The sequence below is a fragment of the Chryseobacterium luquanense genome (genome assembly GCF_026460945.1).
In the GTDB taxonomy this organism is placed as follows: domain Bacteria; phylum Bacteroidota; class Bacteroidia; order Flavobacteriales; family Weeksellaceae; genus Chryseobacterium; species Chryseobacterium luquanense.
This window is the reverse complement of record NZ_JAOVZV010000007.1, coordinates 1-24,215: the sequence shown is the minus strand read 5'-3', so window position 1 is coordinate 24,215 and position 24,215 is coordinate 1. Positions and strand designations below refer to the sequence as shown.

Sequence of the window (24,215 nt, the reverse complement as noted above, 5' to 3'; positions counted from 1 at the left end):
ATTATGGGTTTTGTAAAGTATTAAGCTCTCCTTTAGCTTTTATTAATTTAATTTCAGCCTGTTTGTAGTCTAATAATGCAGTGGTGTAATTCTGTTTTGCATCTGTTAGAGCATTTTCAGAATCTAAAACTTCCGTCAGTGTTGCTAAACCGTACTGATAATTTGACTGAGTGTCTTTCTGTACTTTTTCGGCAAGCGTTACGTTGTTTTTCATGCTTTCAATATTGATTAATGAATTTTCAATATTGGTAACTGCATTTTTATATTCAAGACTTAACTGAAGCTGTGTATTCTGAATATCCTGATCTAAATCCTGAATATCGATTTCAGCCTGAGCAATTTTAGATTTTGTAGAACCACCCGTAAAAATCGGAATGTTTATATTTAAACCAATCGCTGAATAATCACTCCAAAGAACACCGTTATTCAAACCGTTTGTGAGAGGGAATTTTTTACCCATTCCTGCCCAACCATAGTTTGCCTGTAATCCTACTGTAGGATAAAGATACGCTTCCGTTGCTTTTTTGTTGTATACTAAAAGCTCTCTGTTTTTCTGTAAAACTTTAACTTCTGAGCGATTATCAAGATTTACCATTTCCGCTAAAAGCTGAGGTCGTGGATCTATTGCTTTTTCTTCTACCTCAATTTCAGTATCAATCGGAATTCCCATGTAGAACTTCAAAGAATTCTTTGAAAGCTGAACAGCATTTACCAATTGTTGTCTGCTTGAACTGATATTTGTTAACTGTACATTGGTACGATCTAAGTCAATACCTTTTGCTAAACCATTATCTACCAAACTCTTAATTACATTTCTTACCTTTTCGGTATTTGTGTAACTTACATTTAAAGTTTTAAGATTTTCTTCCTGCACAAAAACCTGATAATATGCTGTCGCTACATTTTCAATTAATTGTTCGTTGGTCAACTGAGCATTTAAAACATAAAATTCTCTTGTTGATTTTGCTGCTTTAAGACCTGTAAAAACTCTTTGATCAAAAATTGTTTGATTTAAAGTCACCACAGCTTGTGATTGCCAAGCCTGTCCCAGCTGAGCACGGATTCTTTCACCTCCAAACTCAAGCAATGACTCCTGAATTACCGGATTGTAAGTAACTCCTGCCGTTGCACCGATTTGTGGCAAAGCGCCAGATCTGGCTTCAGCAATCTTGTATTCCGCTTTTTTAATCTGTAAAGCCGCTTTTTTGGCTTCAGCTTTATTTTGCAACGCCTGTTTAATGGCTTCCTGCAGAGTAATCTGCTGTTGCGCATAAGCTGATGAAGAGGCCAACATCATAAATGCCGCAGCTACTCCAATTTTGAGCTTTTTAGCAGTTATACGTTTTCTGTTCATAATTTTATACTTCGTTTATTTTTTGTTGTAATAATGTTATTCCTAAAGGACGATTCATTTCTTAAAATACTTTAACAGTTTTTAATTATTTCTTAAAAAGCATATTTAAGATAATATCTTTTCTGTCTGCAATCAGTAAATCAAATTCTTTGTCATCAATCATCATATTTTCCAGAAAAAGTGGGCGCACCGCACTTGGGAATACTAAAAGTGAAATCATATTGAGTACAAATTGTACGGGTGCCATTTTTTCGATGTTTCCCAATTCCATTTCTTTTTCAATATCTGCATACAGTTTTTTTAGTTCTTCTTCTTCCACATCTCTTTTATGACAGCTTCCCTTATTGATTTGAGAAACAATGTAGGTTTCCAAATATGGATATTGAAGACTTGTCTGTAAGCTGCCATCAATGAAATTGGCAATCTTTTCTTTAAAAGGAAGATCTGAATTCATGATCAATTCAGACTTTTCTTTTTCTACTCGATGAGCTTCATCAAAAATAATTTGAATCAAATTATCTCTCGATCTGAAATAGTAATTAATCAGTGTTCTGTTAACACCTGCTTCATCTGCTATTTCCTGTGTTGTCGCATCAAACTTACCTTGTACAAAGAACAAATTCTTTGCAGTTTGCTTGATTAACTCTTGGGTTTGATCTTTCTTTTCTTGTTTTGACATTTTTGTTAAACAATTTTGTGCAAATATATATCAATCATTTGTTTTGACAAAATTGTTAAACAAAATAATTAAGTAATTTCTTGTGATTATTATCATAAAAAAACTCCGAACAAATGTTCGGAGTTTCAATTTTATATTTGAGAAATAATTCTATACTAACCTTATTTTATCATCTAAAATATCAACGATTTTGTCTTTGTACAAACCGCCAAGTGCCTTCTTAAAGTTTTTCTTGCTCATTTGCAGTTCGTCTTTAATTTCCTCTGGAGAAGATTTGTCTGAAAGATGTAGTAAACCGAAATTTTCTTCTAATTTGTTTAGAATTTTTTGTCTGAATTCATCAATATTTTCAAAGCCTACAGGTTGAAGAGAAACATCTATTTTTCCGTCTTCTCGAATTTCTTTAATGTAACCTTCTTCTTCAGATAGCGGATACAGTTTTTTGTAAACATCGGTGGTATAAATCAGTCCGATATATTTTTTATTAATGATAACATTCCAGCCTAGTTCACTTTCGTTCATCATCAGCAACTCAACTTTATCACCCTTTTGGAAAGGCAAATCCTGATATTGAGGATTTCTCTTAAACTTGGTAGTTCCGGTAATTAATTTTAAATCTTCATCAATATAAAGATTCACCAAATATCTTTTCCCTTCAATAATCTTTGTTTTCTGCTGTTTATACGGAATAAAAAGATCTTTGATAATACCCCAATCCATGAAAGCTCCGCTCGGAAGACTCTGTACACAATTCATCACAGCAAATTCACCTACTTCAGCCAAAGGAGTTTCGGTTGTAGCTTTTAGTTTATTATCATCCTGATAAACAAAAACTTCCAATTCGTCGCCAATTTCTTTTTCTTCACGAATGAAAACTTTAGACATAAAAGCGGTTTCGCCAGAATCGTCTTTAAGCATCCATCCCGAATGATTTTTTTCTGAAATTTTTAAAGTTTGGGTTTTTCCGATTTGCATCAATGATAAATTTAGGATGCAAAGGTAAGGAAAATATGTTGGAGAGTTTTAAGGGTTTTTGAGTTGGAGAATTTCAAAGTTATAGAGTTTAAGCTTACTGAATTGATTTAAAATTAATTACTATAATTTTTCAAATCATTAATAAGGTTCTTAGATTCTATTAAATAATCTGTATTTTCATCATCATTCAATACGCCAACAGATTTTATCAGTTTATCTTTTTCATAATAGCGTCTTAGATCAGACAACTGTTGAGGTTTTTCTAAATATCCATTTTCATCAACAGTCTGATATTTTTTTGAATGCACGAAAACCAATTTACCATTTTCTGTAAAGAAATATTCGGTTGTAATTATCCTTGCAGATAAGCCTACCCAATGTTCTATTTTCAAAAGTTTATTATTTTTATAATATCCTTTTAATTCAATTCCATTGTCTGTCACTATATTTCTATCCAAATAGTAGGAGTTTGGAATTTTTTTAATTTTCAATCCTTTTGTCTGATTGATTTGCTCAACAATTTTTCTGACAGTATTTACATTTTGTCCAAACATAAATCCGCAGATAACAACCATTAAAAATAATGTCAGTTTTTTCATTGTCAGATATTTGTTGAAAAATACAAAAAAAAGAGAAGCAATAACTTCTCTTTTTATATATCCGCCAAAACTTGGCTCTTTGTATTTATTACTTAACTCTTACATGTGAAGAGCTCTCTTGCCGGTAGCATCCAAAGCAGCTTCTTTAATAGCTTCTGCGTAAGTTGGATGTGCATGAGAACTTCTTGCAATATCTTCAGCACTTGCACGGAATTCCATTGCAATGACTCCTTCAGCAACCAAATCTGCAGCTCTCGCTCCAATCATGTGGAAACCAAGAACCTCATCAGTTTTTTCGTCAGCGATAATTTTCACCAAACCATCAACATCACCACTTGCACGGCTTCTTCCTAAAGCTCTCATTGGGAAAGTTCCGATTTTGTAAGCTATACCTTCTTCTTTCAGTTGCTCTTCAGTTTTACCAACTCCAGCTACTTCAGGCCAAGTATAAACAACTCCAGGAATTAAGTTATAATTGATGTGAGGTTTTTGTCCTGCCAAAGTTTCAGCAACAAAAACTCCTTCTTCTTCAGCTTTGTGAGCCAACATTGCTCCTTTAATGACATCACCGATTGCATAAATGTTTGCAACATTAGTCTGTAGATGATCGTTGGTTTTAATTCTTCCTCTTTCGTCTAATTCAACACCCGCTTTCTCAAGAGCAAGTCCGTCTGTGAAAGGTCTTCTTCCCACAGAAACTAAACAGTAATCTCCTTCAACTGTAACCTCTTCTCCTTTTTTATCTTTAGCAGTAATTTTTACAGAATCTCCGTTTCTTTCAACTGCTGAAACCGCTGTAGAAAGCATGAATTTCATTCCCTGCTTTTTAAGAACTTTAGTCAATTCTTTGCTTAAAGCTCCATCCATTGTAGGAATGATCTTGTCCATAAATTCAACAACAGTAACTTGAGAACCTAATCTTAAATAAACTGAACCTAATTCAAGACCGATTACTCCACCACCGATTACTACCAAATGCTTAGGAATTTCTTTTAAATTCAAAGCTTCTGTAGAAGTAATCACTCTTTCTTTATCTAATGTAATGAAAGGCAAAGAAGATGGTTTAGAACCAGTTGCAATGATTGTATATTTAGATTCTACAGTTTCCGAAGAACCGTCGTTTTTAGTCACTTTTATCTGAGTAGCAGATTCGAAGCTTCCAAGACCTTCAAAAACAGTAATTTTGTTTTTATCCATCAGGAAGTTGATTCCTTTTGTAGTCTGCTCTACCACTTCATTCTTTCTCGCAATCATTCTTGCGATATCTGCTTTTGGCTCGTTAATGATAATTCCGTGATTTTCGAAATTGTGTTTTGCATTTTCGAAATGCTCAGAACTGTCTAAAAGCGCTTTTGAAGGAATACACCCAACGTTAAGACAAGTTCCTCCCAACGTAGAATATTTTTCAATAATTGCTGTTTTGAAACCTAATTGTGCAGCGCGAATTGCAGCTACATAACCTCCAGGACCGGAACCGATTACGGTAACATCAAATTGACTCATTTTATATTTTAATTTATTTATTATTCAGTTGATTAATTATTACAAATTTACTGATTAATTACCACGCCACAAAGTGAGTTTTGTCAAGTTTTCAGGTGTTGGATGTGACAGTAATTGTTAATAGAATTCTAGTCCTTGCAATGTCTTTCAGCTTTTATCAATTTACAAATCAACATTCATCTTGCCTTGTCCAAATATTCCGGCGCTTTCAAAATAAGAACCTCCGTAAATATACCAGTCAAGATTTTCCAAATATTCAACCGCATTTTCTGGTTTCATTCCTGCAACTTCTTTTTTTGCGATAATACCTTTGTACCATCTTCCCGATTTTGAAAAACTTTCAAATTCCACCAAATATTTAAGCCAAATTCTCTGACAAAGTTTACATTGTAAAATACTTACTTCTGCATATCTTCCTTTAGTTTCATCGACTCCTACAGATGAAGTTCTGTAATCAGTGTGATGTAATTCAGGTTTTTCGCAGATACAACCTAATTTTTGGATTTTATTCATGAATGAAGTATTGATTTTAAATAAGATGAGATGCAAATTTAAGGAATATAAAGATTATTTACTCGTCGTTTTTTCATGTGAGAAACAATCATCTGCAAATTTTAAAATTCTTTTCTTAATAGTTTCGTCACAGTTTCGACAATTTGAATTCATTGTTTTTACAAGATTTCCCTTAATTCCATCTTTGTCTTTATAGTATTCAAAATCATAAAAACCACTGTATGCAATAGAATTATACCAACTTAAATATTTTTCACCAGATTGATCAAAATCCATATATTCAAAAAATTCTTTTGGGAATTTTTCAGCGTATTTTCTAGCTGGAACTCCAGTGTACTCTCCTAAAGCTCCATCCTGAATAAGTATTGTTTTATCTAAAATCCATCGGTAAAATGGTCTTAAAGAATCATTATCTGTTGTAATCAAATTTAATAATCTCGCAGTTTCAGGTTCATCTTTAGGTCTATAGTTGCCTAAATAAAACTTTAAAGCTTTTGAATCCAAATTTTTATTACTGATATAATATCTCACAGGTTTACCCCAAACAGAATCGAGATCAATAGAATGCGTTAATCCGAAACCTTCTTGCCAATTTGTAGATTCATATTCAACTGTATCTTTATTTTCTTTAATCACTAAATTTTCTTGCTTTTTACAGGAGAATAAAGTTAGTAGAAATAGTAAGAAAATAATTCTTTGCATTTTTAAAAAAAATATTATTTGTTCATCAAATCCAACAGAATTTTCTCATATCTATCTAGAATAATTTCCTTTGAAAACCTCGATTTTATAGAATTTTTTATTGAATCTGAATCATAATCCCTGTGAATTAGGGTAAGAATTTTTTGTGAAAAATCTTCAGGATTTTCAATATCCGCAATTTCCCCATTTGTATTGTGCTGAATGATTTCGTTGATTCCACCTTTACAATTATTGACCAAAGAATACGTTCCGCAAGCTCCGGCTTCCAATAAAACGTTAGGGAAACCTTCGTAACGCGAGGATAGAATAAATAGATCGGCAAATTTCAAAAACTGATAAGGATTCTCTTGTCTTCCATGGAAAATAACCTGTTTTAAACCTAAAACTTCTTTCATTTGATGAAGTATCTCACGATCTTTTCCATCCCCTAAAATATGAAGGATGATTTTTTCATTTTTAAGCCTTGAGAAAACTTTTAGTAAATTATCAAAACCTTTTCTTGCCGACAAATTACCGATGGCAACTACGTTTTTATAATTATATTTAAAACTTTCTGGTTTAGCTGAAATTAAAAGTTTTTCATTAATGAAATCAAAATCTACAGGATTATTGATTTTCGTAATTTTGTGTTTTTTAATATTAAAATTGGTTACCAAATCATTCATCATATCATCGCTTTGCGCAATAATCTGTTGATAATTATTGTAGAAATTATAGAAAAATTTTATTTCTTTTCTTGTAATGTGTTCAGAAACAACGTTTGTTTCTCTTGCAATAAATTTGGTTTTCGGAAAAAGCTTAATAAATAAAGATAAATACGCATTGACTTCACCAAATCCAGAAAAAACAATATCGGGTTTTCTGCGATAAATTTGAGAAAGAATTGGTTTTAGAGAATTTCTGATTCGCTCGATATTCAAATCGATAATCTCAACGTCTTTTTTAAGTAAATTCAAGTAACCGCCCTGTTTACGAAGAAGCAAAATTTTAGTTTCAAAACGATCTCTAGAGAGATGATTTGCGATAGTAGTAACTATTCTTTCTGCACCTCCGGTTTCCAAATCCGGCAGAATAAACATAACAGAAATTTTCTTATTCATCCTGAAAAACTAATTAATGATAAATTTAATCATTTTAAAACAACTCAGGAAAATCTTGAGAATGATTGTTGATAATATGATTTACTAAGAATTTCTTGCCTCTTTGATCGAAAAAATATACCAAGATGGTTGTTATTTGCCTTATACTTGATAAATTTCTTACCAAACTTTTGTAATTTTTAAGGAGTTTTTCTGCTAATTGGTTTCATCATATTATAATCAACAAAGTCGTAAATCTTCTCTGAATACAAAAAACAGTCTACTTCGAATCCAAAATATTCTTTGATGAATAAAACTTCGACTAATCTTTCAATAGATTGATGAAATTCCTCCGAATAAATAATTATTTCTTCCAAGGTAACCTTGCAATAAAAGCTCTAGTTCTTTTCCTCGATTCCTCAGATGATAATCCTTTTGCAAATCTTTCATCAAAATCATCTTTTACAACATACTCTGTTTGAAGTTCTGCAATTACATTTCTTGAAATCATTTTTTCTTTAATTTCAAGCAAATCTGCAATATCTTCAAACTCATTCATTTCTTTTATCCATTGAATGAGTTCTTTTTTTCACTTCTACTATTGGATTTTCCATTTTGATTTAACTGAAAAAATTAATTCGCAACGTCACTGATAAATTTAATCCTTAGCATTCTTACTTCTTCGTCAGACAATTCGTCTCCAAATTCATCTAATAAAACTTTCATGCTGTCGCTTTCAGATTCTGTCATAAATTCCATGAATTCATCTACAATATCTTCATCAAAATTTTCTTCAATGTAATAATCGATATTCAGTTTTGTCCCCTGATAAACAATACGTTCCATTTCTTTCAGTAAATCATTCATTGAAAGGTTTTTCGCTCTTGCAATATCTTCAAGGTCAATTTTTTTGTCAGTACTCTGAATAATGAAAACTTTGTGACTTGATTTATTAGCCACATTTTTCAAGACCATATCCTGAGTACGTTCTATATTGTTGTCTTCAACATATTTTGCAATGAAATCTGCAAATTCTTTTCCGTATTTTTTAGATTTTCCCTCACCTACGCCATATACTTTTGCAATTTCTTCAACTGTAATCGGATATTGCACCGTCATATCTTCCAAACTCGGATCCATAAAAACCGTGTAAGGTGGAATCCCGTGTTTCTTGGCAACTTTTTTCCTAAGTTCTTTTAAAAGTGCAAAAAGATTTTGGTCTAAACCTCCGCTAGATTGTTGCTGTACCTGATCGCTTTCTGCTTTTGTCTGAGACAAGTCAAATTCACGGTCTTCAGCAATTAAAAAACTTTCTTTATAGGTATTATCTAAAACCTGATGACCTTTTGGTGAAATTTTTAAAACGCCATAGGTTTCAATATCTTTTTGTAAGAAATTCTGAACCGTTGCCTGTCTTAGAATTGTTTTCCAATAATTATCTTTTTCAGATTTTCCAAAACCAAAAAATGAACTTTGCTCCATTTTATAAGATTTTGTAACCGAATTTTCTTTTCCGACAATCACAGAAATTAAATCTTTAGACTTAAATTTCTCTTTAGTTTCATTAATTAATTCTAATGCTTTTTTCAAATCTTCTGAAGCATCTTTCAGCTTTGGCGGGTTTGCTGCATTATCACACATTTTCGCTCCTTCACCATTTACAGGATCAAAAATTTCTCCGAAATAATATAAAATATACTGTCTTCGGCTCATTGAAGTTTCGGCATAACCAACCACTTCATTTAAAAGCTGCAAACCAATTTCTCTTTCCGAAACAGGTTTTTGAGCCAAAAATTTCTCCAGTTTTTCAATATCTTTAGGATCATAGAAAGCAAGGCAATAACCTTCTCCTCCATCACGGCCTGCTCTACCGGTTTCCTGATAATAACTTTCCAAAGATTTTGGGAAATCGTAGTGAATTACAAAACGGACATCAGGCTTATCAATTCCCATTCCAAAAGCAATTGTAGCAACGATTATATCAGCTTCTTCCATCAGAAATTTATCCTGATTGGCAACTCTTACTTTTTGGTCAAGACCTGCATGATAAGGAAGAGCATTGATTCCGTTTACCTGAAGAAGCTGTGCAAATTCTTCTACTTTTCTTCGGCTTAAACAATATATAATCCCAGATTTACCTTTATTTTTATTGATAAATTTTACGATTTCCTTGTCAATATTAACTTTAGGAGTTACTTCATAAAATAAATTAGCCCTGTTAAAACTTTCTTTAAAGACTAAAGCATTCGACATTCCTAAAGTTTTTTGGATGTCATCCTGCACTTTTGGAGTCGCAGTTGCCGTTAAAGCAATCACTGGTACATCTGCAATTTTATCGATAATTTGTTTTAAATTTCGATATTCAGGTCTGAAATCGTGTCCCCATTCTGAAATACAGTGCGCTTCATCAATCGCAAAGAATGATATTTTTACATCTTTCAAAAATTCAAGATAATCTTCTTTAATTAAAGATTCCGGAGCAACATATAAAAGTTTTGTTTTTCCGCTTTTTATATCATCAAAAACCTGTTTGGTTTGGGTTTTGTTTAGAGAAGAATTCAGAACGTGGGCAATACCCGTTTCAGAAGAAAGCCCGTTTACAGCATCTACCTGATTTTTCATCAGTGCAATCAGCGGTGAAACGACAATCGCAGTTCCTTCAGAAATAAGGGCTGGAAGCTGGTAACACAGAGATTTACCACCTCCTGTAGGCATCAGGACAAAAATATCTTTTCCGTTTAAGAGATTATTAATGATCTCTTCCTGCTGTCCTTTAAAGGTAGAAAATCCGAAGTATTTTTTTAATTCGCCCGATAAATTGGCTTTTTTTGCGCTCATCTAATTTTGTATTGCTAAATTTGCATCCAACCCAAAGTTATAAAATTTTTACTTAAAATGAAAGCAATAGCTTTTTTTACTGTTTAAATTTATATTGAGTATAAATTGAATTCTTTGGTAATTTACATACTAATTTCGTTATAAAAATGGAAAGAGACAAAATAATCTCAATCGCAAAAAGCACATTAACTATAGAAATTTCTGAACTGGAGAAATTAAAAGAAAGAATTTCAGACGAATTTGTAAAAGCCGTAGAACTAATTCATTCAGCAACCGGAAAATTAATCGTTGTAGGAATCGGAAAATCTGCACATGTTGGAAATAAGATTGTTGCCACTTTAAATTCTACGGGAACGCCTTCACAATTTTTACATGCTTCGGAGGCAATTCACGGAGATTTGGGAGTTATTCAGAAGCAGGATGTGGTTTTGTGCATTTCAAATTCAGGAAATTCACCTGAGATCACCAATTTGGTTTCTTATTTAAAAGATTATTCTTCCGCTTTAATTGCAATGACGGGAAATAGAAAAAGTAAATTAGCAGAATATTCTGATGTAATTTTAGATACTCATGTTGATTTAGAGGCTTGTCCGAATAAACTGGCTCCGACAAGTTCTACAACCAATCAAATGGCTTTGGGAGACGCTCTGGCAATTTGTTTAATGGAATTGAATGATTTTAAAGAAAACGATTTTGCAAAATTTCATCCGGGTGGAAGTTTAGGTAAAAATTTAACGGCAAGAGTTGAGCAGTTTGTTTCTTCGCAAAAACCACAAGTTACTGAAGATTCATCAATAAGAGATGTGATTATTTCTATCAGTTCTTCAAGCCATGGAATTACTGTTGTAACCAATGAAAAGAAGATTATTGGAGTTATTACCGACGGAGATTTACGAAGAATGCTTCTCAATGGTGATGATATTTCTACTATTTTAGCGAAAGATATTATGTCTGCAAACCCGAAAACCATTGAAAAAGATGCTTTAGCAAAAGAAGCAATGAAAATTTTAAAAGACAATAATATCGGACAATTAATCGTAACAGAAAACGGTCAGTATTTTGGAATTATAGATTTGCATAAATTATTAGACGAAGGAATAAATTAGGTTGAAGTTGAGGTTTAGATTTAGGTTTAAATTAAAATCAAATAAGAGGTAGCTTGAAAATTATACTTTTAAAATAAATCTAAAAACTCTGCATCCAATTTCAAAATTCCAGCATAAAGAAACTTTTCCATACATTTGAAACTTTAAAAAATTATCTGTGAGCGAAGAAAAAGACATGTCTTTTTGGGGACATATTGGCGAACTGAGAGGACATTTGATCCGTTCTATTATAGCAATCATTGTTGCCGCATTTGTTGTCGGTTTTAATATCAATTGGATTATGGATCATATCTTTTTTGGTCCTACAAGAAATGATTTCCCGACATTTAAATTGGTGAATGACTTTTCACAATGGATTTTGGGCGAAGACAGCATTACTTTACCGGACGAATTTCCGGTGCGTGTTCAGAGATTATACCAGCAGTTTAATGTGATGATGGCGGTTTCCATTTTTGGAGGAATTGTATTGGCATTTCCATACATCGTGTGGGAATTGTGGCGATTTATCGGCCCTGCTTTGCATCCGAATGAAAGGAAAAATTCCATTTTCGTTATTAATTCGGTTTGGATTTTATTTATGACCGGAGTTTTATGCGGATATTTTCTGATTTTACCTTTTGCTGTAAATTTTGGAGTTATTTTTAAAATCTCAGACATTATTATTCCACTCTATGACTTAAGTGATTACACTACCTTATTTTTACAGGTAGTTTTAGGAATGGGAGTAGTATTTTTATTTCCGGTTTTGATTTATTTCTTAACCAATATTGGAATTTTAAATCCGAAATTCATGAAAACATATAGAAGACACGCCATCGTTTTAATTATGGTTGTTGCGGCAATTATTACTCCTGCAGACGTTTTGAGTATGATGATGGCAGCTTTACCTCTGCTGTTATTATATGAATTCAGCATCGTGATGTGTGGTTATACATTCAGAAAAGTACAAAAACGTGAAGCAGCTTTGACAAAAGCACAAAATTAATTTTGAACTAAATAAATAACAAGAAGCGGCGCAAAAATCTTTGATTTTTTGCGCCGCTTCTTGTTACAATCCTCTTAAAAACCAATCAATATTAATAATATTCTTTAATTTTGACAAAAGTCAAATTTCATCATCATTAAAATGAAAAAAATTTCATATTCTCTTCTATTGATTTCCAGTCTTGCTTTCGGACAGTTTTTCGAGCAGAATAAAACATTCACAAAACAAGATACTTTAAAAGGTTCAAATACAAAATTCCGTGATTTTTGGGATGTGAAAAAGTATGATTTGTCTGTAGAACCCAATTTTGAACAGAAAAGCATTAAAGGAAATAATACAATCAGTTTTGAAATCACTAAAAACATAAAGAATCCTGTCTTTCAGATTGACTTACAACAGCCGATGAAAGCAGACAGGGTTCAGTGCAGTTTTCCTACAATCGGCAACTTCAAAAGAGACGGCGATTTCATCTTTATTTCAGCCAATAAATCTTTCAAAAAGGGAGAAAAATACACTATTGATATAAATTATTCAGGAAATCCAATTGTTGCCAAAAATGCACCTTGGGACGGAGGCTGGATTTTCAAAACCGATGAAAAAGGAAATCCTTGGATGAGCGTTGCCGATGAAGGAATCGGCGCATCAGTCTGGCTTCCTACAAAGGACATTTGGAGTGATGAACCAGATTCCGGAATTGTAATGAAAATTATTACTTCGAAAAACTTAATTGGAGTCGGAAACGGAAGGCTAATCAATCAGAAAACAGAAAATAATAAGAACGTTTTCACTTGGGAAGTGAAAAATCCAATTAATGCATATTCAATCATTCCAAGTATTGGAAATTATGTGAATTTCAAAGATTCTTATGACGGTGAAAAGGGAAAACTTGACTTAGATTACTGGGTTTTAGATTATAATTTAGACAAAGCAAAAAAGCAGTTTCAGCAGGTGAAACCGATGATGAAATCTTTTGAATATTGGTTTGGACCCTATCCTTTTTATGAGGATTCTTACAAATTGGTTGAATCTCCGCATCTGGGAATGGAACATCAAAGTAATGTCGCCTACGGAAACGGCTACCAAAATGGATATTTGGGAAGAGATTTATCAGAAACCGGAGTCGGATTAAAGTGGGATTTCATCATTATTCATGAAAGCGGACACGAATGGTTTGCCAACAATATTACTGCGAAAGATCAAGCAGATATGTGGATTCATGAATCTTTTACCAATTATTCTGAAGTTCTTTTTACCGAAAATTATATTGATAAAAAATCAGCAGAAATTTATGCACAGGGAATTCAGCATAATATTATGAACGACGTTTCTATTATTGGAAAATATGGTGTAAGAAATGAAGGAAGCGGCGATATGTATGCAAAAGGTGCAAGTATGATTCACACAATGCGACAGATTATCAATGATGATGCTAAATTCAGACAAATTCTGAGAGGTTTGAATAAAGATTTTTATCATCAAACTGTCACTACAGAACAAGTAGAAAAATACATTTCTGAAAAGGCTGGATTTGATTTTTCGAGTATTTTCAACCAATACTTAAGAACGGTCGATGTTCCTGTTTTGGAATATTCTCAAAATGGATCTGAATTAAAATATCGTTTTGTGAATGGAGTTAAAAATTTAAATCTTCCGATAAGGTTTGGTAATCAAACTATTTCTCCGAATGAAAACTGGCAGATTTTAAAGCTACAAAATTCAAATCCCGTGCAGTTTAGCAAAAACTATTACATCAGATATAAAAAAGTTCAGTAAAATATTAAAAGCAAAACCGGTTTTAGGTTTTGCTTTTTTAACGAAAATTTAGCAATAAATTATATTTCTGCTTGTAACAAATTCAATTTAAAATCAACTACTTATCTATAAATTAAACCTAATGAAAAAAATAGCAATAAGTTTAGGAATTCTGGCAACAGCTTTCGTTCAGGCACAGTCAATTAAAACCAATATTGATTTGGTCAACGTAAAAGATGATAAAGTAGCCGTAACGATGGAATTTCCGAAAATGAAATCGAATGACGTAAAATTTCACTTTCCTAAAACCGTTCCCGGAACATATTCTGTGGATGATTACGGAAGATTTGTAGAAGGAATCAAATTTTTAGACAACAAAGGAAAAGAAATCGCTTTTACCAAAGTAAATGACAATACGTATTCTTTGAAAAATGCAAAAGCTTTAACTAAAATCACGTATTTCGTTAACGACAGTTTTGATGAAGAAAACGAAACTCAAAAACACAAAGCTGTATTTTCTCCTTCCGGAACTGATATTGAGGAAGGAAAAGTTTATTTGATCAATACCCATGGTTTTGTTGGTTATATCGACAATATGCAGGACGTACCTTATCAGTTAATTATTCAGAAACCAAATGATTTTTATGGAACAACCGCTTTAGTAGATCAGGATAAATCTGAAGCGACCGACACTTTCACTTTGGCAAATTATGCTAAACTTACGGATTCTCCATTAATGTATTCAAAACCTGATTACATTACTTTCAATGCAGGTGGAATGGATCTTGTTTTAGGCGTTTATTCTCCAACGGGAAAATATAAAGCAGCAGACTTTAAAGAAAATTTAGAAAAAATGGTTGTTGCTCAGAAGAAATTTTTGGGTGATATGAATACCAATAAGAAATATGCTATCATGCTATATCTTGCAGGAACTCAAGGTCCGCAGATTAAAGGTTTCGGAGCTTTGGAACATCATGAATCTACAAGTGTCGTTCTGCATGAAATGATGCCTAAAGAAGCAATTGATGAAGCGATTGTAGATGTTGTTTCACATGAGTTTTTCCATACGGTAAATCCTTTAAAGACACACTCTGAGGAAATTCACTATTTTGATTATGCAGACCCGAAAATGTCTCAACATCTCTGGATGTACGAAGGCGGAACTGAGTATTTTGCCAATTTATTCCAGATTCAGGAAGGATTGATTACGAAAGACCAATTTTTACAAAGAATTGGTGATAAAATCAAAAACTCGAAAAGTTACAATGATACGATGCCATTCACAGTGATGAGTAAAAATATTCTTCAGGATCAATACAAAGATCAGTACAGAAACGTGTATGAAAAAGGAACGCTTTTGACGATGTGTCTGGATATTGAACTGAGAAAACTATCCAACGGTGAAATGGGTTATCGTGATATGATCAGAAAACTCTCTCAGAGATTCGGTGAAAATAAGCCATTTAAAGACGACAAACTGATTGACGAATTGGTAACGATCACAGGATTTCCACAGGTAAAAGATTTTTACAATAAGTATATTGCAGGAAGCAACCCAACTCCTTATGTTGAATACCTTAAAGAAGTGGGTATTGAAATCAACAAACAGGAAACTCCGCCAATGTTCTGGTTTATTAAAGATCCTGCACAAACAGGATACAACGAGAAAAATAAAACATTTGTTTTTGATGAAAGTTCGGCACTTTCTCCGTTCTCAAGAAGTATCGGTTTTAAAATTACAGATGAAGTTCTAGCTTTAGACGGAAAAGCAATCAATATCCAAAATGCGCAGGAATTTATCGGTTACGCTCAATCCATCAAAGACGGACAAGATGTGACGGTAACGGTTCTTCGTAAAAATGGCGATAAAGAAGATAAAATTGAGTTAAAAGGAAAAGCTATTTTAGACAAGATGACTATGGAAACGCTTCAGTTTAAAGCTAATCCTACTCCTGCTGAGCAGAAACTTCAGGATCAGTGGTTGACCGGAAAGAAGTAAATTCTTGATAATAAGTCAAACAATTTTTAAAGTCAGTAAGTTTATCTTGCTGGCTTTTTTACTTAAAAACATATCCGTTTAGGTTGTTTAATGGTCTGTTTCAGTTGTTCAGCGAATCATTCCGGTCTTTTACTTAAAAGATTCGGTTTTCTCCCAAACGTTTCCGTTCTTAACCAGAACATTTTCAATTTCGAACCGAATCGTATGGGTTCGGAACCATAATTTTCCGGTTGATAACCGAATCACTTCATTAAACAACCGAATCGATGGGGCGTAGAACCAGATCAATATGGTTTTGAACCACAAATTTTTGTTATTTATCCTAATCGACACGCAAAATAACCTAATCGTTGTGATTTCAAACCGAATTATTAAACTAATTTAATTTGAGCTTGATTTTTTTTAACGCAATAGGTGGCAATCATTTATTCATTTATCTTGAAAATATTTCCCGTTCGCAAGGGCGTTCAACTCAGCTAAGTACGCAATCAGTTATTGCTGAATAAAGCGCCTTTGCGAATAGAAAAATAAGAACACCATTTTATAAATCCTTTTTGAACATTGCTTTAAAAATAATTATAGCAGTGTAAACAAAAAAACAGCTCTCACGGAGAAAGCTGCTTTTCTTTGTTAAATATGAAGTGAAAATTTAATATAAATCTAATTCTATCGGATTATTGTTCTTTTTGAAACCTTCTTTAGCGTTTTTTTCCATTTCTCTGAAAACCTGATTAGGATCTGAAATCTCTCGTCCATCAGCAGATTTTGTTTTGAAAACAACCTTATTGGTTTCAGAATTTTTAGACATCATTTCGCGCATATTTTTAGTAGGATCATTCTTGTAATTTTTCCATACTTTTTTAAACTGCTCTTTCGTGGCTTCGATATCTTTTGTTCCTACTCCGTAAATCTGCATTCCATTTGGAAGTGCGACTTCTTCAGTTTCAATTTTATTTATTTTTTTATTTCCGGCTAAAGTCATCGAATGTGTTCCCGTTTTATCTTCAATTTTCACGATTAAACCTGGAAGTCCGTAGAATTTATAAGGTCCGTCCTGAAAAGGAATTTCTGTTGTAAACCAGACCGTCCATTGTCTTCCAAGATAATTGGTCGTTGCTTTTTGAGCATTATATTCTCCTATTTTTTGTTTGTCAGGAAGAATTTTCCATTCCGGTTTTTTATTTTCTTCGACTTTATAACTGTCACTTGCAACTCTTGTAAACAGATACGTTTTAAACTCAGGATACTGTTTGGTTACTTTATAACTAATTTGTCCGGATTTCTCAGATCTGTTGATGGTAAAACTACCAGAATTGAGCTTCATTTGTTTTGCCAATTCGGCATTTTGAGTAGAATCTGCAATATACTTCTGATTATCCATAAAAACAGAGCCCTTTTGATCGATATCTAAAAGCATTACGGCATTTATAATTTTAGCTTTATCGGTAGAATCTGGTACAAATTTATAATCGTAAAAGAAACGATTGGTCTGCGAAAAAACTAATATTGATAAAAGTAAAAAGCTTAAATTTAAAGTTGTTTTCATAGTTTTTATTTATTAACCAATTCAATTCGGTTGTTGTCTTTTTTAATTTTTTCGATTTGGCGCTGTTCCATTTCTTTCATGTGATTATTTTGTCCGTCAACCATTTTCATAGTAATTCCGCCTGACTGAATCATTTTTAATCCACTCGTAGGGTCTTTTTCAAAATCTCTGATCAGCTTATCATATTGCTTTTGGTTAATCGAAATATTTTTATCAGAAATAATGTCTTTTGAAAGTTCCTCTATATTTTTTATACCCTGTAAATTAAAAATATGAGATTTTGTCTTGTCTTCCAATTTCACAATAAGTCCCGGAAGACCATGGAACTTATAGGGTCCATCCTGAATTGGAATATCTGAAGTAAACCACGCAGTCCAATGTCTTCCACTAAAATCAGTTTCTGCTTTTTGCGTATTCCACTCTCCTATTTTTTGTTTTTCTGAGCTGATTTTCCAGTTGATTTTTCTTTCTTCGGCTACCTTATAATTATCAAGAAGAACTCTGTTGTGAAAAAACACGTTGTAACCGGGATATTTTTTTGAAATCTTATATTTCACTGATCCTTTCCCCGCATCTGCACTTATAGAAATGGCACCTCCACTAGAAGCCATTTTCCTAATCTCGGCTCTTCTCAGAGAATCTGAACTGTACTTGTCATAACTGTAAAATTGAGACCCTTCATCTGAAACATCAAGATTCATCATCTCAGATTTTACTTCAGATACATTGGTAGAATCCGGAATAAATTGGTATTCGTAAATGAAACGTTTGTTTTGGGCGTTCGCTAAAGTTGCGATAAGTAATAAACTGAAAGTGGTTAATAATTTCATTCTAAAATTTATTTGGTGAAAAATTCCATTTTGTCAAGTCTTGAAAAACCTTTGTCTCCATAAGGAGTTCTATACATTTTCACAGATTTGAAAGGTGCTTTTGCCAGTTTTTCTTTGCCAAACATTTCTTCTTCATACCCCTTCATATACATTTTTATTTCTTCTTTTGTATATTCTTTTCCATCTATAAAAAACTGACCGTCTTTTAAAGGCATTACCATCGTATTTGAATTTACCGGTGCGTAACTTTTTTTATCTTTTGTAAGTGGCTGGTCTTTACCGGTAATATACGAGGCAATAAGATCAGATTTAAAAATAATCATATTATCTCTGTTAACCTGAGACTGTTTTTCAACTTTCGCCTGAAGTCTTTCCGCATCATCTCTCAGTTCTTTAATTTCTGCCTTAGTTAACGGATTTTTATCATAATCTCTTTTAGCTGAAACTTTTACTTCTTCTGCAACAATTTTTCCTGTATTTTCTTTTTCTCCGTTTTGTCTTTTTATTTCATTTTCACGAGTGGTATATTTTTGGTTAATGTATTGTTCATAATACCATTTCGGATTTATTTTTTTGACAAGTTGATGAAACTTCTCACTATTTTCTTTACTCATTTTAGAAATATCAGTTGCATGAAAAACTCCATACTGTTCTCTTTCCCCAAAAACCCAGTGGTCTTTGTCATTGTTTACATGAGAGTTTGAACTGAAAGCAATTGTTTTATTTTTATTTTGCTGATAATACTCTTCAAATTTTTGTTTAGAAACAATTTCAGCATTAATCACATATAGAGCTTTTTCATGGGCTTTATTCAACTGCTCTTGATAAGGAATATCATTTGCTTCAGCACTGTATTTTACTTTTTCTAATGCAGGTGTATCCCAAACAACAGCAACAATTTTTCCTATAAACTGGTCGTCTTTCTTTACATTTTTATTTTTCCCGCCAACGTAAATAATTGGTAAATCATTACTCAAAAAGTTTTTGTTTGCAGAGAAATAATAATTTTTATCAGCGATAAATGCATTCTTTTTCTGAGAAAATATCTCCTGACTTACTTTTTTACCTTCAAAAATGAAAATATCATTTGCCTTAAACTCTGACGTTACATTTGTTTCATCAGAAATCGTATCATGAGTTATAGATGAAATTTCCTCCTGATTTTTAATTAAATCAGCAATTGTTTCTATTTTCTCATTCTGCTTTTCAATTTCCTTATTTTTTGCATCGACCATATAAGCAAAAGCAATGGTAAACATAATTGGAAGCGCAAAAAAACGTCTTGCGTAAGCGTATTTTGTTTTTGGTTTTTGTATCATTTTGAGTCTTTTTTTAAGATTTGAATTCAGAAACGGACTTGTTCCCGGCAAAATATTTCCTGAAAAATGGCTTGATAACAACATTTCTGCAAAAGCCTTGGTATCAGATTGTTTTACAGCTTTTTTATCAGCCAAATATTCGTGAATTAAACTAATTTCTTTTTTAACAATGTGAAAAATTGGATTAAACCAAAAAATTGCAGTAACGATTTCGATGAAAATTTTATCATACGAATGTTTTTGTTCAATATGAACCATTTCATGCTTTAAAATTTGCTTTCCCAAATCGGATTGTATGAGAATGCTGTCTTTCCAAAATAGATTTTTAAAGAACGAAAAAGGTGCATCGTGCAGATTAGTCTGGTAAAAATTAATCCCACTGATTTTTTCTTGTCTGAATTTATTTTTAAGACGGTTGATTCTGATAATTCCAATAAAAATTTTAATTAACAAAACTGTTGTAATTCCAGCGATTAAAAGAGGAATGTATTTTAAAAACTCATTCTCATCACTTGTATTTTTTATCTCTGTGAAATTTTGAAATTTATTGAGAATCAGAAAAACTTTGTCATTAAGTTCTATGGTAAAATATTCAATTTTTAGCAATGGTAAAACCAATGAAACCACAATCAGCAACAAAAGATAAAATCTGTTATAGTGATGAAAAGTCTTGTCTTTCAGGAAAAATAAGTAATAAGCATACATAATTCCCGAGCAGATCAATACCTTAAAACAATAGATTGCGGTTTCCATGATTTTGTAATTTATTTCTTAGTTTTAATATGAATTTCTCCTGCTTTTTTCCCTGTAGTTTTTGTTTTATTTACAGTTATTGATTCGATATTTTTAGGATTGAGATTTTTCATCTCTTCGTTAGAACTTGCTTTTTCATCGATGAAAATTTTAATATCTTCATCAGAATTAATGTCAATTATATCTTTCACATTTGTTTTAAAAGTAGAACCATTGGAAATTATTCTACTTTTTGAAAGCATGGGAGATTCTGTATAAGAAGAAGTTGCTGAGTAATTTACTTTTGGAGCATGAGCATTCACTGCAACAATCCAAGGACTTCCCTGCAATTCAGCTTGTTCTTTTCTTATTTCTTTTAGTTTCTTTTCAGCTTCAGCTCTTTCTTTATTTAATTTATCAAGCTTTCTCTGTTCTTTTTTAGTAAGTTCTTTCTTTGAAAAATTACTTGTTCCATTGAAAAAACTATACCCATTTCCTGAATAACTTTTTGCAATTTTCTTTAATTCTTCAGAATTAGTATTAATATCTTTTCCATTAATGTAAAACTTATTAAGTTTTCCGTATTTTTCTTTAAACTCAGGTGAATTAAATTTCTCCTTTATTGCTTTAATTTTTTCTTCGCTTAACTCTAAATCTTTAAAATCTTTGGAGTTAAACATTTTATCAAAATCAAGTTCTTCCCCATGAACAGTTATTTTATAGTTATCTCCATCAGGGAAAACTCTTTTTACTTGCATATCTTTAAGAATAACTTTAGCATCTTTTTCAGCTAACATTTTATCTCTTCTTGCTAAAAGCTCTTCAAAATCGGTTTGATATATTTTGTCACGGGCAATCTTATCCATTTCTCCAGAAAGCTGCTTCAATTCTTTAGCTTTTAATTCAAATTCGTAGCTTTTTTCACCTTTTTCTTTAGCTATTTTTTGAAGTTCAGTAGCTTTTTCTTGTGATTTTTCGCTTAACGTTTTTAGTTTTTCAGATTGAATTTTTAATTTTTCGTTGGCTTTTGAAATTTTTTCCTGCTGTAATCTTACAATTTGATCGGTTTCGTTTTTAGGAGATAAAGTATCTCTTTTAATTTCAGCAACGGCTTTTTCAATTTCAATATTGGTTTCTTTTATTTCTTTGTTTTTGGCATTCACCATGTAAGCAAATGCAACGGTAAATAAAACCGGCAGAGCAAATATTCTTCGCGCATAAGCGAATTTTGTTTGAGGTTTTTGTAACATTTTAAGTCTTTTTTTAAGGTTTGAACTTAGAAACGGACTGGTCACAGGCAACTCTTTTCCGGAAAAGTGGCTTGCTAAAAGCATCTGCGCAAATGCTTTTGTGTCCGATTGTTTTACGGCTTTTTTATCAGCCAAATATTCGTGAATTAAGCTTATTTCTTTTTTGATGATATGAAAAAACGGATTGAACCAGAAAACTGCGGTGATAATCTCCATAAAAATCTTATCTACAGAATGTTTCTGCTCAATATGAACCATTTCGTGCTTTAAAATTTGTTTTCCGATGTCTGAATTGATGACAATCGTATTTTTCCAAAAAAGATTTTTGAAATAGGAAAATGGAGCTTCAGAAAGATTGGTCTGGTAAAAATTTACCCCTTCAAAACTTTCTTTCTTAAACTGGCTTTTGAGTTGTTGGATTCTGAAAATTCCGTAAAGAAATTTTCCTAAAAAATAGAGAGAAACCAATCCCAAAGCTGAAAAAATAATTCTAAAATAAATGTAGTCATGGTCTATGGTTTTATTTGCATTTAAATTTTGTAGCTTACTAATCAACAAAAACAAATTTTCATTAACCTCAATTGTGAAATCTTCCACTTTAACAAGAGGCAGGAAAATTGAAATCAACATTGCAGACAAAAGGTAAAATCTGTTGTAATGATGAAATGTCTTGTCTTTTAAAGACAACTGATAATACAAAAACATTACACCTGAACAAATCACAACTTTTATGAAGTAAAAAATCAGCGCTTCCATCTTAGTCCTTATTTTTAAGTTCGTTTAATAACATTTCAAGATCTTCAACGGTCATTTCATTTTTTTCAACCAAAAAAGAAACAGCACTTTTGTAAGAACCTTTAAAGTAATTCTTCACCAAACTTTTCATTGTCTTTCCGGAATATTGCTCTTTTGTTATCAAAGGAAAATATTCATGCTGTCTTCCGTAGACATTATAATCAACAAATTCTTTATCCTTTAGAACTTTCAGAATTGTAGAAACTGTATTCGTATGCGGTTTCGGTTCTGGATAGAGATCCAAAAAATCTTTTAGGAAACCTTTTTCGAGTTTCCACAAAAACTGCATTACCTGTTCTTCTGCTTTTGTTAAAGTCTGGATGATCATAATATGATTTTTAATTATTGTGATAAAGTTACCAAAAAATCCATATCACTAATAAATTAGTTATACAAATGTAGAAATATTTTTCACTCGAACAACTATTTTTTTAGTGATAAAAAATAAATTTAAATAAATATTTGAAAATCAATATTTTACAAAATATTAAAATATGTTAAATTTTCAATTAACAGAATTATGCTCTAATTAATTATCATAGAATTGCTGAATTTTAATATAAATTCTTAAAACTTGTTAAAATTTATTAAATAAAATGAATATGAATGTGCTGAGAATGAGAAAATATATTTATTTTAGTGCTTTAAAAATTTCTAATGAAAAGATATACTCTACTTTCTGTTTTAATGCTGTTGATTTTTAATGTAACTTCAGCTCAAACATCATCTGTTTTCGGATCTGTGACAGAGGCAAAAACAAAAATTGAAAACACCGTTCCTTTGGTTTTGGAACATTTGAAAAAAATAAGCGAGTCTCAAAAAGACAATTCAATACTTACTAATGGTATAACCGCACTTAAAAAAGAATATGATGCGGTAGCTTTAGAATTTGATCTTTACAGAGGAAATATGGCAAGTTGCATCGTTAATAAATCTAAGAAAGCGACAAAATGTATGAATTATCATACACAATACTTCAAAAATACATTAGGAAATTACGATAACTTCATCAATTATATCACAAAGAAAAACGGATACTTAGGAGTTGATGATGACAGCGTGAAAAAAGATTTCAAACCAACAGAAATTGCTACTAAAATTGATACTGACTTTACAGCAGCTTCAAAAGCAGTGGGAAGACTAAAAGGAAACAGCAAATCATCTTATTTTGAGCAGGTAAAATCTGAAGATTTTAAACTGGCTCCATTTGAGACTTTGATTAAATAAAAATTTTAATAATTCATAAAAAAGTCCCGCTTCATTGAAACGGGGCTTTTTTTGTTATAATTTTTTGTATTCGTCTGAAACAACTTTGCCATTGAATGGTTCGCTCCAGGCTACGAAAACTCTTTCATCTGTAGATCTCAAAATTTCAGCCTGAATAACTTCATACTCACCATTCTCATCTTCTCTCTGCACAATATGATCTACACCTTTGCCAGCTCCCTGATCAACTTCAACTTTGTACCTTTCACCATCCTTGATGAAATCTTCTTTTCTAAATGTTATATCTGCCATAATTATTTATTTTTAATAATACGACAAGCAATTTATAAACCAAAAAAGCAAAATTTCAAGCACAAAAAAGGAGAACCATTTCTGATTCTCCTGTTGGTAGCGGGGACACGACTCGAACGTGCGACCTCCGGGTTATGAGCC

At 32.0% G+C, this 24,215-nt stretch carries 21 protein-coding genes; 5 read left to right on the top strand and 16 right to left on the bottom strand.

Annotated elements, in window-relative coordinates:
* Nucleotide 1: 1 nt before the first annotated feature.
* The 10 genes from OEA66_RS07625 to recQ form a co-directional block, all read right to left on the bottom strand.
* Nucleotides 2-1,354: a TolC family protein gene (locus OEA66_RS07625; protein WP_267280805.1), complete on the bottom strand. Its 1,353-nt coding sequence runs from the start codon at nt 1,352-1,354 to the stop codon at nt 2-4.
* Between the two features lie 85 nt (nt 1,355-1,439).
* Nucleotides 1,440-2,033: a TetR/AcrR family transcriptional regulator gene (locus OEA66_RS07620; protein WP_267280804.1), complete on the bottom strand. Its 594-nt coding sequence runs from the start codon at nt 2,031-2,033 to the stop codon at nt 1,440-1,442.
* Nucleotides 2,034-2,183: 150 nt separating this feature from the next.
* On the bottom strand, nt 2,184-3,008 hold the full coding sequence (locus tag OEA66_RS07615; protein WP_267280803.1) for a CvfB family protein: 825 nt from the start codon (nt 3,006-3,008) through the stop codon (nt 2,184-2,186).
* 113 nt (nt 3,009-3,121) lie between these two features.
* Nucleotides 3,122-3,607 carry a hypothetical protein gene (locus OEA66_RS07610; RefSeq protein ID WP_267280802.1) on the bottom strand — a complete coding sequence of 162 codons (486 nt, stop codon included), beginning with the start codon at nt 3,605-3,607 and terminating at the stop codon, nt 3,122-3,124.
* Nucleotides 3,608-3,706: 99 nt separating this feature from the next.
* Nucleotides 3,707-5,110 carry a dihydrolipoyl dehydrogenase gene (gene lpdA / locus OEA66_RS07605; protein ID WP_267280801.1) on the bottom strand — a complete coding sequence of 468 codons (1,404 nt, stop codon included), beginning with the start codon at nt 5,108-5,110 and terminating at the stop codon, nt 3,707-3,709.
* 162 nt (nt 5,111-5,272) lie between these two features.
* Entirely contained in the window at nt 5,273-5,623 is a 351-nt protein-coding gene (locus tag OEA66_RS07600) for a hypothetical protein (RefSeq protein ID WP_267280800.1), read from the bottom strand.
* A gap of 54 nt (nt 5,624-5,677) precedes the next feature.
* Complete coding sequence (locus OEA66_RS07595) at nt 5,678-6,325, bottom strand: hypothetical protein (RefSeq protein ID WP_267280799.1); 648 nt, start codon at nt 6,323-6,325, stop codon at nt 5,678-5,680.
* A 14-nt stretch (nt 6,326-6,339) separates the two neighbouring features.
* Entirely contained in the window at nt 6,340-7,425 is a 1,086-nt protein-coding gene (locus OEA66_RS07590; protein WP_267280798.1) for a glycosyltransferase, read from the bottom strand.
* A 343-nt stretch (nt 7,426-7,768) separates the two neighbouring features.
* On the bottom strand, nt 7,769-7,963 hold the full coding sequence (locus OEA66_RS07585; RefSeq protein WP_267280797.1) for a hypothetical protein: 195 nt from the start codon (nt 7,961-7,963) through the stop codon (nt 7,769-7,771).
* A 74-nt stretch (nt 7,964-8,037) separates the two neighbouring features.
* Nucleotides 8,038-10,242 (bottom strand): DNA helicase RecQ, encoded by a 2,205-nt coding sequence (recQ, locus tag OEA66_RS07580; RefSeq protein WP_267280796.1) that lies wholly within the window; start codon nt 10,240-10,242, stop codon nt 8,038-8,040.
* Nucleotides 10,243-10,388: 146 nt separating this feature from the next.
* Here recQ and OEA66_RS07575 point away from each other — a divergent pair, with 146 nt between their 5' ends.
* From OEA66_RS07575 to OEA66_RS07560, 4 genes are all read left to right on the top strand, one after another.
* A complete protein-coding gene (locus OEA66_RS07575) occupies nt 10,389-11,348 on the top strand; it encodes a KpsF/GutQ family sugar-phosphate isomerase (RefSeq protein ID WP_267280795.1) in 960 nt (319 codons plus the stop codon).
* 157 nt (nt 11,349-11,505) lie between these two features.
* On the top strand, nt 11,506-12,333 hold the full coding sequence (gene tatC, locus OEA66_RS07570) for a twin-arginine translocase subunit TatC (protein ID WP_267280794.1): 828 nt from the start codon (nt 11,506-11,508) through the stop codon (nt 12,331-12,333).
* A gap of 141 nt (nt 12,334-12,474) precedes the next feature.
* On the top strand, nt 12,475-14,106 hold the full coding sequence (locus OEA66_RS07565) for a M1 family metallopeptidase (protein WP_267280793.1): 1,632 nt from the start codon (nt 12,475-12,477) through the stop codon (nt 14,104-14,106).
* A 121-nt stretch (nt 14,107-14,227) separates the two neighbouring features.
* Nucleotides 14,228-16,084, top strand: a complete 1,857-nt coding sequence (locus tag OEA66_RS07560) for a M61 family metallopeptidase (protein ID WP_267280792.1) — start codon at nt 14,228-14,230, stop codon at nt 16,082-16,084.
* 649 nt (nt 16,085-16,733) lie between these two features.
* Here OEA66_RS07560 and OEA66_RS07555 read toward each other — a convergent pair.
* Genes OEA66_RS07555 through OEA66_RS07535 form a run of 5 tightly spaced genes read right to left on the bottom strand, consistent with a single transcriptional unit; the run spans nt 16,734 to nt 22,884 of the window.
* Complete coding sequence (locus OEA66_RS07555) at nt 16,734-17,630, bottom strand: GLPGLI family protein (protein WP_267280791.1); 897 nt, start codon at nt 17,628-17,630, stop codon at nt 16,734-16,736.
* Nucleotides 17,631-17,635: 5 nt separating this feature from the next.
* Nucleotides 17,636-18,460, bottom strand: a complete 825-nt coding sequence (locus tag OEA66_RS07550) for a GLPGLI family protein (RefSeq protein ID WP_267280790.1) — start codon at nt 18,458-18,460, stop codon at nt 17,636-17,638.
* 8 nt (nt 18,461-18,468) lie between these two features.
* On the bottom strand, nt 18,469-20,532 hold the full coding sequence (locus OEA66_RS07545) for a M56 family metallopeptidase (RefSeq protein WP_267280789.1): 2,064 nt from the start codon (nt 20,530-20,532) through the stop codon (nt 18,469-18,471).
* Nucleotides 20,533-20,543: 11 nt separating this feature from the next.
* On the bottom strand, nt 20,544-22,517 hold the full coding sequence (locus OEA66_RS07540) for a M56 family metallopeptidase (protein WP_267280788.1): 1,974 nt from the start codon (nt 22,515-22,517) through the stop codon (nt 20,544-20,546).
* Nucleotide 22,518: 1 nt separating this feature from the next.
* Nucleotides 22,519-22,884, bottom strand: coding sequence for a BlaI/MecI/CopY family transcriptional regulator (locus tag OEA66_RS07535; RefSeq protein ID WP_267280787.1), 366 nt, complete (start codon nt 22,882-22,884; stop codon nt 22,519-22,521).
* Nucleotides 22,885-23,213: 329 nt separating this feature from the next.
* On the opposite strand from OEA66_RS07535, the gene OEA66_RS07530 reads away from it, so the two are divergent.
* A complete protein-coding gene (locus tag OEA66_RS07530) occupies nt 23,214-23,783 on the top strand; it encodes a hypothetical protein (protein ID WP_267280786.1) in 570 nt (189 codons plus the stop codon).
* Nucleotides 23,784-23,837: 54 nt separating this feature from the next.
* Here the strand turns inward: OEA66_RS07530 and OEA66_RS07525 are convergent, their stop codons facing one another.
* Nucleotides 23,838-24,074, bottom strand: coding sequence for a glutathione synthase (locus tag OEA66_RS07525; protein WP_267280785.1), 237 nt, complete (start codon nt 24,072-24,074; stop codon nt 23,838-23,840).
* Nucleotides 24,075-24,215: the final 141 nt, after the last annotated feature.